Consider the following 15,087-nt stretch of genomic DNA (forward strand, 5'->3'; position numbering starts at 1 on the left):
TTTCAATAAATAAAACAAACTATTCTTTAATTACACTTAATATTGCATCCAGTGTTTATATATTTATTATTTAAATGTTAAAAGTGAAAACCTTAGAGGATTTTTGCATTATATAAAATCAAAATAAATAGCCAAATTGAAATATATAACATACTTAGAACGATAGTAATAGAAATTATAACTTTTTTAATAGTTACAATTTTATACCTTATGGTATAAAACTAAAAAAGCATCAACTAAAAATAAAGTAAGTCTTATTATAAGACTTACTTTATTTTTAGTTATATATGATAGTCAATACAAACTATCTTATTCTATGTAATTACTAACACCTTAATCAATTTTATTAAAAATAACCGTCTTCTCTTTTAAAGAAATTTTTCCAACTTGATATCCATATTCATTTAATTCTTTTTTATATTTCAAAAAAGAATGATCTATCTCTATTCCAGCAATATTTTTTATTTCTTCAAAAGTTAATTTAAATGGTGAAGTACCATTTTTCTCAACATATTCCCACAAAGAACTATATTTACTCACTTTATATCACTCCTTTTAAAATTATATCTTATCTATTAATTTATATTCTATCACTATTAATTTATAAAGTCATGCTACTTATTATTTATATACAAAAATATATAAATAATAAGTAGTAATTTTTTATAATCATAATATTTTCTTCATATTAAATAAAAATTACTTGCAATCATTTACAGTTAAAATATTTTTAAAAGGAATTACACTCCATCATAAAATAAACTTTAATTATTCTTATTTTTGTTATGAAATTATTCAAAACAATATGTAATTGTTGGAATATAAATCTAATAACTAAAAATTTTTACACATTTACTGCTTAAAAATCTTTTTATTGTCTTTAGGTTTAAATTTCTAATATCTTAGTAGTAACGTTTTCTTAACTTTCGTCATAAATGTTGATTCAGCTATAATTAAAGTTCTATATCAACTTTTTTACCACTCATTGAACAGCAACTAATTTTTGCATTATCAATAGAGAATATTTCAAATTTACCATCTCCTACAGAGTACATTTTACTTAGGCTTGGCATTATTTCAAGTGCTTTAGCTTGTGTTTCTTTTGATGTAACAAATACTGCTTCACCTAAAATACGTAAGGTATTAAATTTTTGGTCGATACAGCAAATTTCAACCTTTGGATTAAAAATAAGTTGCTTAAACATATTTTTTTGGTTAGATGTACAAAATGTCAGTTTTCCATCGTACTCCATAACGAATCCAAGAGGACGTACATGTGCTTGATTACTTTCATCAGTTGTTGCTAAATAATAAACTCCTGCTTTGTTTAAAAAATCTAATGCTTTCATAATTATTACACCCCTTTTAAATAGTTGTATTAAGGATTATCCTTTGATATAATTTTAATATAAAATAAGAAAAAAACAAGTATGCAGTTTTTTCTGATAAAGTATAAAAAAGATACTATTGGAATTGAGGAGTGAATTAAAATGAGTTTAGATAATAAAAATAATATAACTGAAAATGATGAAGAATTAACTTGTCCAATACGTTATGCATTAGATATTGTTGGTGGAAAATGGAAATTACCTATTATATGTATGTTAGCAGTTGATAATCCAATTAGGTATAGTAGTATAAAAAGAAAACTAGATGGAATTACAAATACTATGCTAGCTCAATCATTAAAAGATTTAGAGTCTGATGGTATTGTTCATCGCAAACAATACAATGAAATTCCTCCAAAAGTTGAATATACATTAACGGATAAGGGTAAAAGTATCGTACCTATTTTGCGACAATTTGCTAATTGGGGTGCTATCAATATGCAGGAAAAAAACACATGTGGACTTAACTGTAGGGAATGCAGAAAAATAACTTAAATTGATATTTGTTGAATAACTTATACTATAGTTTGTTTATTAGATTATTTAATGGAATGTAAAAAGCCACTCTTTTAAAGGGTGGCTTATGAGAACTTATTTAACTACTTTACCATTCTTAAATTTCATGTTAGGAAAACTTGCACCTAAAATTTCATTCTCATTTATAGCATTTTCTATTCTTCTAATATCTTCATCACTTAGTTTAATATTTTTGGCTTTTAAGGAATCCCTTAGCGTCACTCTTCTTGATGCCCCAACTAAAGTTATGATATCATCTCCTTTTGATAATACCCATGCAAGAGCTATTTGTGGAATAGTAGCTTTTTTTTCATTTGCTATTTCTCTTAGATTTTCTACGAGTCCAAGGTTTTTGTCTATATTTTCATCAAAAAACAAAGGTATCATAGAGTTATATCTTTGACCATTAGCTTTTGACCAAACTCCACTTAAAAGTCCATGAGCAAGAGCACCAAAAGCAACAACCCCTATCTCTAATTCTCTAGCAGTTGGTAATATATTTTTTTCTATTTCTCTATTGAAAAGAGAATATTCAGCTTCTATAAGGCTTATCGGATGAACTTTATTAGCTCTTCTTAAAGTTTCAGCATCAACTTGAGTGATACCTATATACTTTATATACCCTTCTTTTACTAGGTCAGAAATAGCTCCAATAGTTTCCTCTACAGGTATAGCTAAATCTATTCTAGCTGGTTGATAAAGGTCTATGTAATCTAAATTTAATCTCTTAAGAGTTTGAGCTACATGACTTTTTATGTTAAAAGGATTAACATCAAGACCATACATTTGACCATTAGGTGCAACAAGAGCTCCAGTTTTTACAGATACAAAAGCATCATCTCTTTTTCTGCCTTTAAGAGCTTCACCTATTATCATTTCACTTTGCCCTGCACCATAAAAGTCAGCTGTATTTAACATATTTATACCACTATCTAAAGCTTCATGAATTGTAGCTATATTTTCAGATTTATTATCAAGCTTTATCATTCCTCCACAACCTAGTCCAAGTTTATAAAGTTCCAAATTATTATTTTTATATTTCATTTTATAACCTCCCAATATTAAATTTAATGTACTTTTAAAGTAATACAAGATTAATCAAAACATAGGATAATATAAAATACTTTTTCCTCTTCATCAACTTTTATGTAAATAATATCTTAGTCTTTATAGATTTTAGATTTATAATATAAAACCAAAATCTTTAATTTATCTATCTCAGAATGACTTAAATATTTTTTAGTACATTTGTACTATATTTGACATTGTAGTACTAATGTACTAAAATGTCAAATAAAAGTTATTATAAATTTTTATTGGAGGATTCAATATGGCAAAACAAACAAAAGTGGATATTTTAATTAAAGCTCGTGATTTATTTAATGAATATGGCTATAATAATGTATCTATGAGAAATGTTGCTGATGCTTTAGGAATGAGTGTTGGGAACTTAACATATTATTTTAAAAAAAAGGAAGATTTAATTGAGGAAGTAGTTGCATACAAACATAAAAATTATAAGAAAATAGATATCCCTGAGTCATTACAGGATTTAAATGAGCTATTTTTAAATTCATTGAGTATTCAAAATGAAAATGCATATTATTTTAAGCACTATGACCAACTATCTCAAATAAGCCCTAAAATATATAAATTTCAACTTGACTTCATAAAAGAACTTAAAGAATTCTTGAAAGAAAGTTTTCTTAATTTACAAAATTCTAATTTAATTCAAGAATGTACAATTCCTAATCAGATAGAAAATATTATTGAATGTATTTTAACAATACTTATATATAAACCAGTTGGCACTAAAGAACTTGATGAACATGATAGTATAAAAAACACTCTAAACTGTTTATGGAGCATTATTTTTATGTTTCTTACTGATAAAGGAAAAAGTATATATTTAAACTCTATCTTAAATCAATTTCAATAATAATTGATAAACATAAGTTATATAATATCATTAAAAATTGAAATACAAAAGCTTCTCAAATTCATACAAGCTATTAAAAGTTAATATATAAAAACAGGATGAGTATATAAGTCACCCTGTTTTATATATTAAACTCTAAATTTAATAAGCTCAAGTGTGTCATTTAATGTCGACATACTATCTATTTGAATCATTAACCACTTACTTCCATTAAAAAATTTTATCTCATTGTACAATTGTTTTATATAATCACAACAAGTATTAATAAATAAGTCAACTTCTACTCTATTACTTTCATTTACAATGACTAAAGCTTTGAAAGAACCTTCTTGAGGATATAAAGTACATAATGACTTTCCTCTTTTTTTGTATTTTACATTCCAACCTCTTTGCATTGAACATTTACTATACTCAAGTTTTGGTTCCACATTATATGTTGAACTTAATACACTATTTAACTTGTCCCATAATGGGCTATTAATAAATTCTTTAATTTGTTCAAGTGTTGGTTTATTATCTTGGAAAAATGTATCTTGCCAATCCATATTTACCACCCTTTCCCCTATTTAATAGGAACTGGAACAATCCAATGTTCCAGATATGCTACTTCAGATGTAGATGGATAATACATTTCAATTGCAAAATCAGTTGTTGTTAGATTATGTTTCTTCATCCATCTCTCCATAAACTTGTCAGCTTTAAAAACAGCTGAGTCAACTAACTCATCAAAATTTTCTGCTTCAAACCCACATACTAAATACTCTCTAGCAGGTAACTCAAAAGAACTATATCCTTCTACTGATGTACCTGGCTCTACCTCTACTCCTGCCATATAAATACAATTTCCTTCTTTTGCATTACCCATATAAAGAGCACCAAAATCATTTCCACCTGGAATTTGATTTGGTATATTATGTTTTTGGCTACCAAATTTCATCCATAATTCCTTTGCTATTGCAATACCTGTTGTTTCGCCACCCATTAGTTGGCAAATAGGTATTTCTCCTTCAAGACCAACAAAAGTTCTTGGTTTACTTAATTTTTTACGATTTACTTCAATTACTATACCATCTGTAATCAATGGTACACCTTCATCCACCATGACATAATTTAAAATTAACTCTGGCTTAACAAATTGATTGAGTTTTACTGGATTTTTTCTATATTTTTCTGGAGTTAATCCATATGCTTTTTTAAAGGAACGTGTAAATGTTTCATGGCTATCAAATCCAAAATTTAAAGCTACATCAAGTATACGATTCTTATGTTCTGCTAAGTATTCAGAAGCTTTTGCAAGACGACGAAGTTTTATATACTCCATTACAGTCTTATTTACTAATCTTTTAAATAGTCTTTGATAGTAAAATGGTGATAAATTTGCTTTATTTGCTAATTCATTGATTGATATTTCTTCTGATAAGTTTGCTTCTATTAAATCTAATGTAATTTGAATAGATTCCCATGCATGCATATCATAACTCCTCCTGATATTTTTATTAATCCTATATTTTTATATTATCAAAACTTAAAAAAATAGTCTTGATAGACAGTGCCTTTTTTATTTTCTCATATGACAGTACTAAATCCTATCACTTTATTATAAACATAGAATATATAAAAATAAAATATAGCAAATCTTTAGATAAGATTTGCTATATTATATATTTTATTAAGCTATTTTTAAATACTTCATTGATTTCCTTATGAAAGAACTCTTTCATATCATCTAATTGCTCTTTAGTATATACATATTTTCCATATCCAAATTGACCATATTTAAACTTTCTATTATCATTTTCCATTGGCAATAATGTGTCTGGATAAATTTCTAATATTCTATTCTTTGCTTTAGTTGTATATCTATGTGATATAACTTCAAATATAATTTTTCTATCAAAATCTTTTGGAAGAGCTTCTTTTATGCTTCTAATCAGACTTCTATATTCCTCTTTCCAACCTTCATATAAAAATACAGGAGCTATTATAAATCCAATCTGATATCCAGCTTTTGCAAGTTTTACGGCTGATTCTATTCTTTTATTTGCAGAAGCCGTATAATGTTCATGCCCATCTATAATTCTAGGTGTATTTATACTAAATCTTATCTCTGTATGATTATTATGCTCAGCATCCAACAAGCTATCTATATCACTGTATTTAGTAACAAATCTAAATCTTCCCTTTTCTTCTTTTCCAAAAAACTCTATTGTCTTTTTAAGTGAATTAGTATATGGTTCTACTGGAACAGGGTCTGATGTAGCTGCTCCTTCAAATATAGTTACCTGTGGTTTTCTATCTTCAATATATTTCTTTGTTTGTTCAAGTATTTCATCTAGATTTACAAACACTCTTATAAATGGCTTATCACCTAACTGTGTATTTAGATAACAATATTCACATCTTCCCATACATCCACTGACAAGTGGCAATTGATAGTTAGCAGAAGGTTTACATGTTTGAAACTTTAGACTTTTTCTAATCCCAACTACCATAGTTTGTTTTCCACTCCTATATTGTTCATATAGATTTTCACCTGGAATATGTTCCTTAATCCTATTTGATGATATATTAATTATTTCTACATCTTTTTTATCCTTAAATTTATCGTATATGTTTTTCCCAATATTTGTATCTAGGGTGCCTTTTTCAAATATTATTCTTTTAGGATTAAACATTTATTTCACCTCTACTTAAAGTTTTTAAAATGAAGATTTTTATAAAATATTACTTAGTTAATCTTCCCTTTTTTAAGTTCCTTTATTTATCAGAAAGTAAAATAAACATTTGAGATAAATTTATTTTTTTGCATTAACTAATTATAAGTTTATTTACTTATAACAACCAACACAACCAATTTTTATCTAAAATTTAATCTATAAAGATTTATAGTATATTTCTCTTATTTGTTCCTTATTAAAAGTCTTTGGATGTCTCTTAATATTTGCAGCAGATATTTTCATACAATTATCAGTTAACCAATCAATATCTGATTTTACAATACCTAGGTCACTTAGTTTTATATCTAAATCTATCTTTTTAAGGAAATTTTTGATTGCATCTGAACAGTCTTCTGCACAAGTTCCGCCCAATATTTTTGATATATTTTCAAACCTTTCAATATCACTATCCCATGAACTTTCTATAATAGTTGGAGTTAAAGCTGCAAGTCCTTTTCCATGCATTACATCTCTAAGACCACTTACAGGGTGCTCCATGCCATGTTGAAGAGTTGTTCCAGCTGTACCAATTGTCATCCCACCAATAGTACTTGCAAGTGTTATTCTCTCCCAAGCTTCTAAATCATCAGAATTATTGTATACATTTACTAAGCTTTCTGATATAAGTTCAATCCCATAGATAGCTTGTACATCTGCAAGAGGATTTCTTCCATTCGAAAGATATGCTTCTATGTTGTGAGCAAGTGCATCAAATCCAACTGATGCAATTATATGTTTTGGCATTGTTACCATAAGCTCTGGGTCAATTATTGAGGCTTTTGCATACATGCTATTCTTTTTTATAGATTTTTTATCTTTAGTATCTGAATTTGTAAGCACTGCAAAACAATTCCCTTCACTACCTGTGCCTGATGTTGTTGGGACTAAAACTATAGGTAGGGCCTCTTCACCTTGTTTAATTCCAAATATGTAATCATTCAAATCTCCTGGATTTTTATAAGAAAAAGCTATACTTTTAGCTGCATCCATTATACTTCCACCACCAAGGCCTAAAACACAATCACAACCAGTTTCTTTTATAGCTTCTACTCCTGCATATATAGTAGTTATAAGAGGATTTTGCTCTACTCTATCAAAAACTTCATATTCTACTTTAGCACCTTTTAGCAAATCTATTGTCTTATCAAGTAACCCTGTTTTCTTTGTACTGTTTTTCCCAGTTACAATTAATACTTTTTTACCATATTTGGATACTTCTATACCTACATCATTAATTCTCCCTCTTCCAAATAAAATATTTACTGGCAAATTATAATTAAAATTCATGCTAAAACCTCCTATTTTTCTACTTTAGTAATAACTTTATTTTTTAATAAAAGTGTAATTATGTATTGAAACATAATTTATAAAATAATCTTTTACTTAATTATATGTATTATCTTCTTTCATATCAAGTTAACTCTATTTAATCAAATATATTTCTTGTTGAAGTACAGTTAACTGTTTAAAACTTAACTAAAAATTATAAAAACAAAAAAGAGTTACCTAAAGATAATTTCAATCATCTTAAGATAACTCTTCTCATTGTTCTATTTTACACATTTTTAAAACTTTATTTTTCTATATTTTAAGTCTATAGTTCTATTAACATATTCATAAGTTTATTACTTCTTTGTACAAATGAATCTAATTCTCCTGGATTTAATTCTTTATTAGAAAGTAAAGCTAAATCAGCTATTTGATTACATATAAGTGCTACTTTATCTTTCTTTTCTTCATCATCTTTAAGAGAAACTAATTTTTTGATAATCAGGCTGTTTTCATTTATTACAAGAGTCTTTTCTTCCTCAAAACTCATTCCTAAATCCATTCCAGCAAATCTTGACTGCATTTCTGCCATTCTAATAGATTGTTCAGATACTAAAATCATAGCTGGAGTTTCTTCGTTTTTTAATCCTTCTACAGAATAATTTTTTACTCTTTCTCCAACAGCTTCTTTAAATAATCCTTCTATCTTGGCTATCTCTTCTTTATTTTCTTCACTATCTTTATTTTCATTTTTGTCTTTTAATACATCAGAAAGGTCTGCATCTATCCTGTTAAATTTAACACCATTTTCTTTGTATTCCATAAATGAAATAAAATGAGTGTCTATTGATGAATTTAATACCACAGCATTTAGGTCATATTCCTTAAATAGTTTAATATATTGTGATTGTTGCTCTTTATCACTTACATAGAATACTTTATTTTCATGTTTTTCTTTACATTTTTCTAAGTAATCTTGAAGTGTTATATACTCGTCATCAATAGTTTTAAATAATATACATTCTTTCACCTTTTCATAGAAGCTCTCATCTTTTAAACAACCATATTTAATAAATATTTGTATATCATCCCAGAACTTGTTATATTCTTCCCTTTGATTTTTACAAAGAGATTTTAACTTATCTGCTACTTTTTTAATTATATGTTTAGAAATTTTACTTACATCTCTATCATTTTGTAAAAAGCTTCTTGATACATTTAGTGGTAAATCTGGGCAGTCTATTACACCTTTTAATAAAAGTAAAAACTCTGGTATAACTTCTTTTATGTTGTCAGCTACAAAGACCTGATTGTTATATAATTTTACTTTTCCTTCTGTCAATTCAAATTCATTTTTTAATTTAGGGAAATAAAGTATACCCTTTAAATTGAAAGGATAATCAACATTTAGATGTATCCAAAATAAAGGTTCATCAAATACATTGAATACTTTTCTATAAAACTCTTTATACTCATCATCAGTACAATCCTTTGGAGATTTAAGCCATAAAGGATTAGTATCATTCAAGGGTTCAATTACCTTTGAATCTATAACTTCTTCTTCTTTTCCATCTTCTTTTTGCTTTTTAGCTTTTTCTTCAGCTTCCTTAGCTTCTCTTTCTAATCTTTCAACATCTTCTAAATATATCTCTACTGGTAGGAAAGAACAGTATTTGTTTATTACTCCTCTTACAGTAAATTCATCTAAAAATTCCTTACTATCATCATCAATAAATAGTGTTATAGTAGTTCCTCTGTCATGTCTACTATCTGATTCAGATATTTCATATTCTGTACCACCTTCAGATATCCATCTTACAGGAGTTGCTCCTTCCACATATGAAAGTGTATCTATTTGTACTTTTTTAGACACCATAAATGCAGAATAAAACCCTAACCCAAAATGACCTATTATGTCATTTGACTCTTCCATTTTATCCTTATATTTATTAAAGAAATCTTCTGCACCTGAAAAGGCAACTTGGTTTATGTATTTTTTTATTTCTTCCTCAGTCATACCTATTCCATTATCAATAAATTTAAGTGTACCCTCACCCTTGTTTACAGATACAGTAATTTTATACTCTGATGGATTATTTTCTGATATTTCTCCTAATGATACAAGTCTTTTGTATTTACTTACTGCATCACATGCATTACTGATAAGCTCTCTTATAAATATGTCCTTATCAGAATATAACCATTTTTTAATTATAGGAAAAATATTTTCTGTATGAATTGAAATACTTCCTTTTTCAAACTCCATTTTTATCCCTCCTCATTTTATAATTATTATTTTAAATTTTTTAAAATAGTATGTCAATATATTATAAATAAATTATTTTAAAATGAAATAGTTTATTTTTCTTATTTATTTTTTATTCTTCTTTTAAAATTTCCTTTACCTTTGAGTTATTATACATACTATTAGGAACCTTATTAACTAGTTTTTTTAATGTCAATTTAGAATTTTTTAAATCACCTTTATTATAATACATCATACCTAAATTATAATATGATTCATCAAAATAGGCATCTTCTTCTGAGTAATTTTCTACATACATTTTATAATATTCTTCAGCAGTATTATAGTCTTTTAATTTTTCACTAAGAGTAGCTACTTGATAAGTTGCTTCTGATGTGTTCCCTTTATTTCCACCAGTATCTACTACCTTTTTATATAACTGTATAGAAGACTTTGTTTTCTTTTCCTTCTTTAAATTATTCGCTTTAGACATCAATTCATCTTCTGTAAATAAATCAGTATTTTTATCATTTTCATTATCTACAGTATTTTTTTCAGAGTTTACATCTTCTTTATCATCACTTCTATCATTATTATTTGAATTAGAAGTCTTATCCTTATTTTCTTTATCATTTAAGCTAGAATTTAGTTTTTCTTCATTTTTAATACTAGTATTTTCAGACATCTGCTTTTTTAAATTATTCACCTTATAAGAACTATATATATTTTGTCCTATTAATAATATACCTAATATTATTGCTAAATGTAGATATTTATTTTTTTTAATACTTTTTTTCTTATTAGAAGTTAAATTTTTCTGTTTTTCAGTTCTATTATCTTTCTTAACTACATCTTTAGTTTCATCAAATTTAGAGTGTTTAATATTTCTATGTGAAAATTCACTCTCATCAATATCTACATCTGCATTACTTTTGATTTGTTTATTATATGTATCTAATATATTATTCTCTTGGTTTAATAAATGATTTTCTTTATCAATCCTTTTTAACACTTCTAAACATTCATCAAATTTTATGTACTCTTCTTCTTTATCATAAATCAAAGCAAGCAACTCATAAGGCTCTATTAAATCGCTGTATTGTTCAGTTATAAATTTAAAACCTTGTATAGCTTCTTTGTACATTCCTTTGTTTATGAATCTTATAAGCTGATTATATTTTTCAAAGAAAATTAAAAACTCCTCAGATGTAAGCATATTTATATACTTTTCACACAGAGCAGTTTTTTCACAAATGGAACTCTTATAGAAACTTTCTACAGCCTCATCAAAATTACATTTTAGTAGGTTTATAAGACCTATAAGATTTAAAATATCTACATCATTTGGGCTTAAATCTCTTGCTTCTTTTAAAAATTTTAATCCACTTGATATACAATTATTATTTATATTATCAATAGATTCATTATATAGAGCACATGAGTCTTTTTTATTGAGTTTTAATATATCTTTCTTTACATCATTTAAGTTTAAAATAAATACCACCTCATGCCATAAGTATTAATTGATTTTGTTTCTAAACAAGAGATTTTACCATGTCCTCTTCACTTACTATACTTGTTACTTTTACACCAAAGTTTAAGTCTACCACTACCACTTTTCCATAAGCCAGTACTTTATTGTCTATTAGTATTTCTACATCTTGGTCTGCTAAAGTATCAAGTTCAATAAGAGAACCTTTATTTAAATTTAAAATATCTCTCAAACTCATCTTAGTTCTTCCTATAACTACAGATAACTCTAACTTAAGGTCAAGTATTCTCTCTATATTATTTCTATTAGTTTCAGAAATTTCTAAAGCTAATTCATCATCTCCACCAATTTCTTTTTCACTTTTATCATTCAATAACATTTTTGCTTCTTCATCTGAAATAAGATTGCTATTATCCATAATTACACCTCTTTTTTGACAGCATCATTTATTTTCACACCCTTTTTACTTGATATAAATCCTGGTGTTGCTGTGTATGATTTTGAATTTTCTACATATACATCTATATAATCATTTATCTTTTTATTTGTTACTATTACATCTCCAACTTCTAGTTTAAGTAAATCCTCAACATTAATTGATACTTTACCTATCTCTGCAATAACTGATAATTCTATATTAGATACACTATCATAGATTTTCTTAGTGAATTCTTCTGAATTATCTCCTGCATCCATATCTAAAAATTCTACTACAGAAATATTTTCCAACATGGCCTCTAAACCATTGTATGGGAAACAAAGTGAAACCGTACCAATATACTCATTATCATTTAGCACTTTTAAATCTACAACACATACAGGTGCAGTTGGTGAACACAATTGTGGTAAATTAATATGTGTGTGTGTATCTAATACTTGTATGTTTTCAAAGCCTTCAAATAAATGCATATTTCTTACTAAATCCTCCATAAGATGTAAAAGTAATTTCTTATCAAGTTCTGTAAGTTCTCTTTTAGTATCTATTATAACTCCATTTCCTCCAGATGTTATATCAATCCACATATCAGCTACACTTCTATCTATTCTAAAAGAAAAGTTTTTCATAATAGGTTCCATCGAATTTTGTACTACTAAACATGAAGATGTTACCCTATCTAAAAAGGTTTGATAATTTACTTGGTCTATATTCTCAACCACCATACTAGAATTACACTTAAGTTCATAAACTATATAGTTTTTATATTTTTTACAGAATTCAGCTAATAAAAAATTTAAACAAGTTAAATTTTCTCTTGAATAACTCTGAGGTTTGCCGAAATCATAATCTTTCATATCATACATGAATATTCCTCACCTTACATAATTATTTAGCTCTTAAATTATTAGCTATTTGCCACATTTCATCTGCTGTCTTTATGCCTTTTGAATTCATTTGAAATGCCCTTTGAGTAGCTATCAAGTCAACAAATTCGTCTTGTAAAGAAACATTTGACCTTTCTCTGTAGCCCTGAACTATATCCACTTTTCCAACTTGTTTGACTTGTCCTGCATCAGTTGCAACAAATAGGCTATCTCCTTCAGATATAAAATTTTGAGTTCCTATAGGTTCATATAAGTTTATCTTTCCTATTTTCTTATTATCTACAGATAAATCTCCATTTCTTGAAACTGTTAAGTTTGTATTATTTATATTTGTATTATTGTAGTTATAACCTGCATCAAATTGAACGTCTAATATATTTCCATTATCATCTACAATCTTACCTAAAGCATCTACATTAAATCCACCATTTCTTGTATATGCATATGTACCATCATTTCTTATTACTCTAAAAAACCCTTCTCCATCTATTGCCAAGTCGCTTTTACTATTTGTTGGAGCTAATGCTCCTTGTTCATAATTTCTCATAGGAGCTGAGACTTTAGAACCAGTTCCAGTTGATATATCTTTACCATTTGTGGGATATGATGGTCTATTTAATACTTCATCTACTAAATCAGAATATTCTATATTTAGCTTTTTATATCCTGTGGAATCATTATTTGCTATGTTATTAGATATTATATCTAGTTTACTTTGATTTGCTGATAAAGCTGTTTTACTAGTATAAAACATTGTGTACATAAAAATTCACCTCCTATTATTTATCTTACTGAACCAATCTCGCTTGCTATTTTTGCTAATTTAGAATCCATAGCTTGAATTATCTTTTGATTTGCTTCATATTCTCTTGAAATTGTCATCATATTGTTGATTTCAGATACCATATCCACATTAGATGACTCTATAGCATTTTGTATTGTATATGCATTATTTGCTTTTATAGCTCCTTCTCCAGAATATAGGTTATCGCCTTCTTTTTTTAGCTTATTATAGTCATTAAAATCTACCATATTAAATTTGTACATAGCATTTCCGTCCAGTGATATTGTATTATCCTTTGCTACTTCAAATTTTTTATTTCCTACATTTATATGACCCACAGCACCAGTAACAGTATTTGTTCCAAGAACATAGTATCCTTCACTAGTTATAAGGTCTCCTTGATTATCTGTCCTAAAATTCCCATTTCTAGTATAAAACTGATTCCCAGCTGCATCACTAACCAAAAAGAACCCCTTACCTTGAATAGCTACATCCATTTTATTATCAGTCTGTTTTATAGGACCTTGGTTAAAATCTGTAATAGTTTCATCCATAGAAACACCTGGACTTATTTTTCCTATCTCTTGCTTTTGTTTAGTTCCATTTGCATAGTTATTGTAACCTTCTAATTTCAATTCATCAAAACTTTTGGTTAAAAGCTGTTTACTTTTATATCCATTAGTATCCATGTTGGCTAGGTTATTGACAACAACATTTTGCTTTTGTTGATTTGTTATCATAGCAGAAACTGCTGTATATAATCCTCTTATCATATTATGACCTCCTTTTTTGTAAATTGTTCAACAAGACTATTTATTCTAAAACTTTCATCTCACTTGCATATTTCATACCTAGTGTTCTGGCCTTTTTTTCTATCTCTGCTTTACTCATATCATTATTACTAAAAAGCATTATACATAAAGTTGATATTAATATACCAATCCCTATTCCTAAAAGTACTTTTTTATCAAATAATAACATTCTTATATTTTGTAACAACTCCTTATTAATGACAGTTCACCCTTTCCAATATCTAGCATCTTGCATATTTCCACATCATCATAACCAGAATTTATAAGATGTTTCACTTTAAGAGATAGCTCATTTTCTTGTTTTATTTCCTGTTTTGATTCTATAAATATATCTTCTTTTTTTTCTTCATTGGTTTTCATTAAGCTATAATTTTCATAAATTTTTATATGATTATTACTTCTTATTTCAGCAAGTACTTTATCTAAAAAGAATCTTCTTTTTTCTGCAACTATCAATCTATCATTTGCCTCATATTCCTGTTCAAATATTTTGTCAAAATATCTGTTATCTTTATTTTTTGATTCCTTATGTAAATTTGCAATTATAGTTACTATTATCAAAATAGACACTACTATTAATATAATTTGTATCCTCACATCAA

17 protein-coding genes are annotated in these 15,087 nt (G+C 27.0%); 2 read left to right on the forward strand and 15 right to left on the reverse strand.

Features of this window, described 5'->3' with window-relative positions; all coding sequences use genetic code 11:
* Nucleotides 1-333: 333 nt before the first annotated feature.
* Both KGF45_RS12005 and KGF45_RS12010 read right to left on the reverse strand, forming a co-directional pair.
* A complete protein-coding gene (locus KGF45_RS12005; protein ID WP_227827740.1) occupies nt 334-540 on the reverse strand; it encodes a hypothetical protein in 207 nt (68 codons plus the stop codon).
* A 413-nt stretch (nt 541-953) separates the two neighbouring features.
* A complete protein-coding gene (locus KGF45_RS12010) occupies nt 954-1,349 on the reverse strand; it encodes a pyridoxamine 5'-phosphate oxidase family protein (protein WP_227842625.1) in 396 nt (131 codons plus the stop codon).
* A 141-nt stretch (nt 1,350-1,490) separates the two neighbouring features.
* Between KGF45_RS12010 and KGF45_RS12015 the strand changes: the two genes are divergently transcribed.
* Entirely contained in the window at nt 1,491-1,883 is a 393-nt protein-coding gene (locus KGF45_RS12015) for a winged helix-turn-helix transcriptional regulator (protein ID WP_227827742.1), read from the forward strand.
* A gap of 96 nt (nt 1,884-1,979) precedes the next feature.
* Here the strand turns inward: KGF45_RS12015 and KGF45_RS12020 are convergent, their stop codons facing one another.
* The gene (locus tag KGF45_RS12020) at nt 1,980-2,948 is read right to left on the reverse strand and encodes an aldo/keto reductase (RefSeq protein WP_227827743.1); all 969 of its coding nucleotides are present in this window, start codon (nt 2,946-2,948) and stop codon (nt 1,980-1,982) included.
* Nucleotides 2,949-3,234: 286 nt separating this feature from the next.
* Between KGF45_RS12020 and KGF45_RS12025 the strand changes: the two genes are divergently transcribed.
* Nucleotides 3,235-3,843 (forward strand): TetR/AcrR family transcriptional regulator, encoded by a 609-nt coding sequence (locus KGF45_RS12025; protein ID WP_227842626.1) that lies wholly within the window; start codon nt 3,235-3,237, stop codon nt 3,841-3,843.
* Nucleotides 3,844-3,971: 128 nt separating this feature from the next.
* Here the strand turns inward: KGF45_RS12025 and KGF45_RS12030 are convergent, their stop codons facing one another.
* The 12 genes from KGF45_RS12030 to KGF45_RS12085 all read right to left on the reverse strand — a co-directional run bounded on the left by KGF45_RS12030 (nt 3,972) and on the right by KGF45_RS12085 (nt 15,082).
* Nucleotides 3,972-4,388, reverse strand: coding sequence for a DUF3788 domain-containing protein (locus tag KGF45_RS12030; RefSeq protein WP_227827745.1), 417 nt, complete (start codon nt 4,386-4,388; stop codon nt 3,972-3,974).
* A 17-nt stretch (nt 4,389-4,405) separates the two neighbouring features.
* The gene (locus KGF45_RS12035) at nt 4,406-5,314 is read right to left on the reverse strand and encodes an AraC family transcriptional regulator (RefSeq protein ID WP_227842627.1); all 909 of its coding nucleotides are present in this window, start codon (nt 5,312-5,314) and stop codon (nt 4,406-4,408) included.
* Between the two features lie 181 nt (nt 5,315-5,495).
* Entirely contained in the window at nt 5,496-6,518 is a 1,023-nt protein-coding gene (gene splB / locus KGF45_RS12040; RefSeq protein ID WP_227827747.1) for a spore photoproduct lyase, read from the reverse strand.
* A 198-nt stretch (nt 6,519-6,716) separates the two neighbouring features.
* Nucleotides 6,717-7,847, reverse strand: a complete 1,131-nt coding sequence (locus KGF45_RS12045) for an iron-containing alcohol dehydrogenase (protein ID WP_227827748.1) — start codon at nt 7,845-7,847, stop codon at nt 6,717-6,719.
* A 307-nt stretch (nt 7,848-8,154) separates the two neighbouring features.
* On the reverse strand, nt 8,155-10,095 hold the full coding sequence (htpG, locus tag KGF45_RS12050; protein ID WP_227827749.1) for a molecular chaperone HtpG: 1,941 nt from the start codon (nt 10,093-10,095) through the stop codon (nt 8,155-8,157).
* A 112-nt stretch (nt 10,096-10,207) separates the two neighbouring features.
* Nucleotides 10,208-11,578: a tetratricopeptide repeat protein gene (locus tag KGF45_RS20480; RefSeq protein WP_227842628.1), complete on the reverse strand. Its 1,371-nt coding sequence runs from the start codon at nt 11,576-11,578 to the stop codon at nt 10,208-10,210.
* Between the two features lie 31 nt (nt 11,579-11,609).
* A complete protein-coding gene (locus KGF45_RS12060; protein ID WP_227827751.1) occupies nt 11,610-11,984 on the reverse strand; it encodes a FliM/FliN family flagellar motor switch protein in 375 nt (124 codons plus the stop codon).
* 2 nt (nt 11,985-11,986) lie between these two features.
* Nucleotides 11,987-12,868 (reverse strand): FliM/FliN family flagellar motor switch protein, encoded by an 882-nt coding sequence (locus KGF45_RS12065; protein WP_227842629.1) that lies wholly within the window; start codon nt 12,866-12,868, stop codon nt 11,987-11,989.
* Between the two features lie 22 nt (nt 12,869-12,890).
* A complete protein-coding gene (locus tag KGF45_RS12070) occupies nt 12,891-13,652 on the reverse strand; it encodes a flagellar hook-basal body complex protein (RefSeq protein ID WP_227827753.1) in 762 nt (253 codons plus the stop codon).
* Between the two features lie 20 nt (nt 13,653-13,672).
* Nucleotides 13,673-14,446: a flagellar hook-basal body complex protein gene (locus KGF45_RS12075; RefSeq protein WP_227827754.1), complete on the reverse strand. Its 774-nt coding sequence runs from the start codon at nt 14,444-14,446 to the stop codon at nt 13,673-13,675.
* 40 nt (nt 14,447-14,486) lie between these two features.
* Nucleotides 14,487-14,654: a flagellar protein gene (locus KGF45_RS12080; protein WP_227842630.1), complete on the reverse strand. Its 168-nt coding sequence runs from the start codon at nt 14,652-14,654 to the stop codon at nt 14,487-14,489.
* A gap of 2 nt (nt 14,655-14,656) precedes the next feature.
* Nucleotides 14,657-15,082: a DUF6115 domain-containing protein gene (locus tag KGF45_RS12085; protein WP_227827756.1), complete on the reverse strand. Its 426-nt coding sequence runs from the start codon at nt 15,080-15,082 to the stop codon at nt 14,657-14,659.
* Nucleotides 15,083-15,087 lie beyond the last annotated feature (5 nt).

The sequence above is a fragment of the Clostridioides sp. ZZV14-6154 genome, from assembly GCF_020657785.1.
GTDB lineage: Bacteria > Bacillota > Clostridia > Peptostreptococcales > Peptostreptococcaceae > Clostridioides.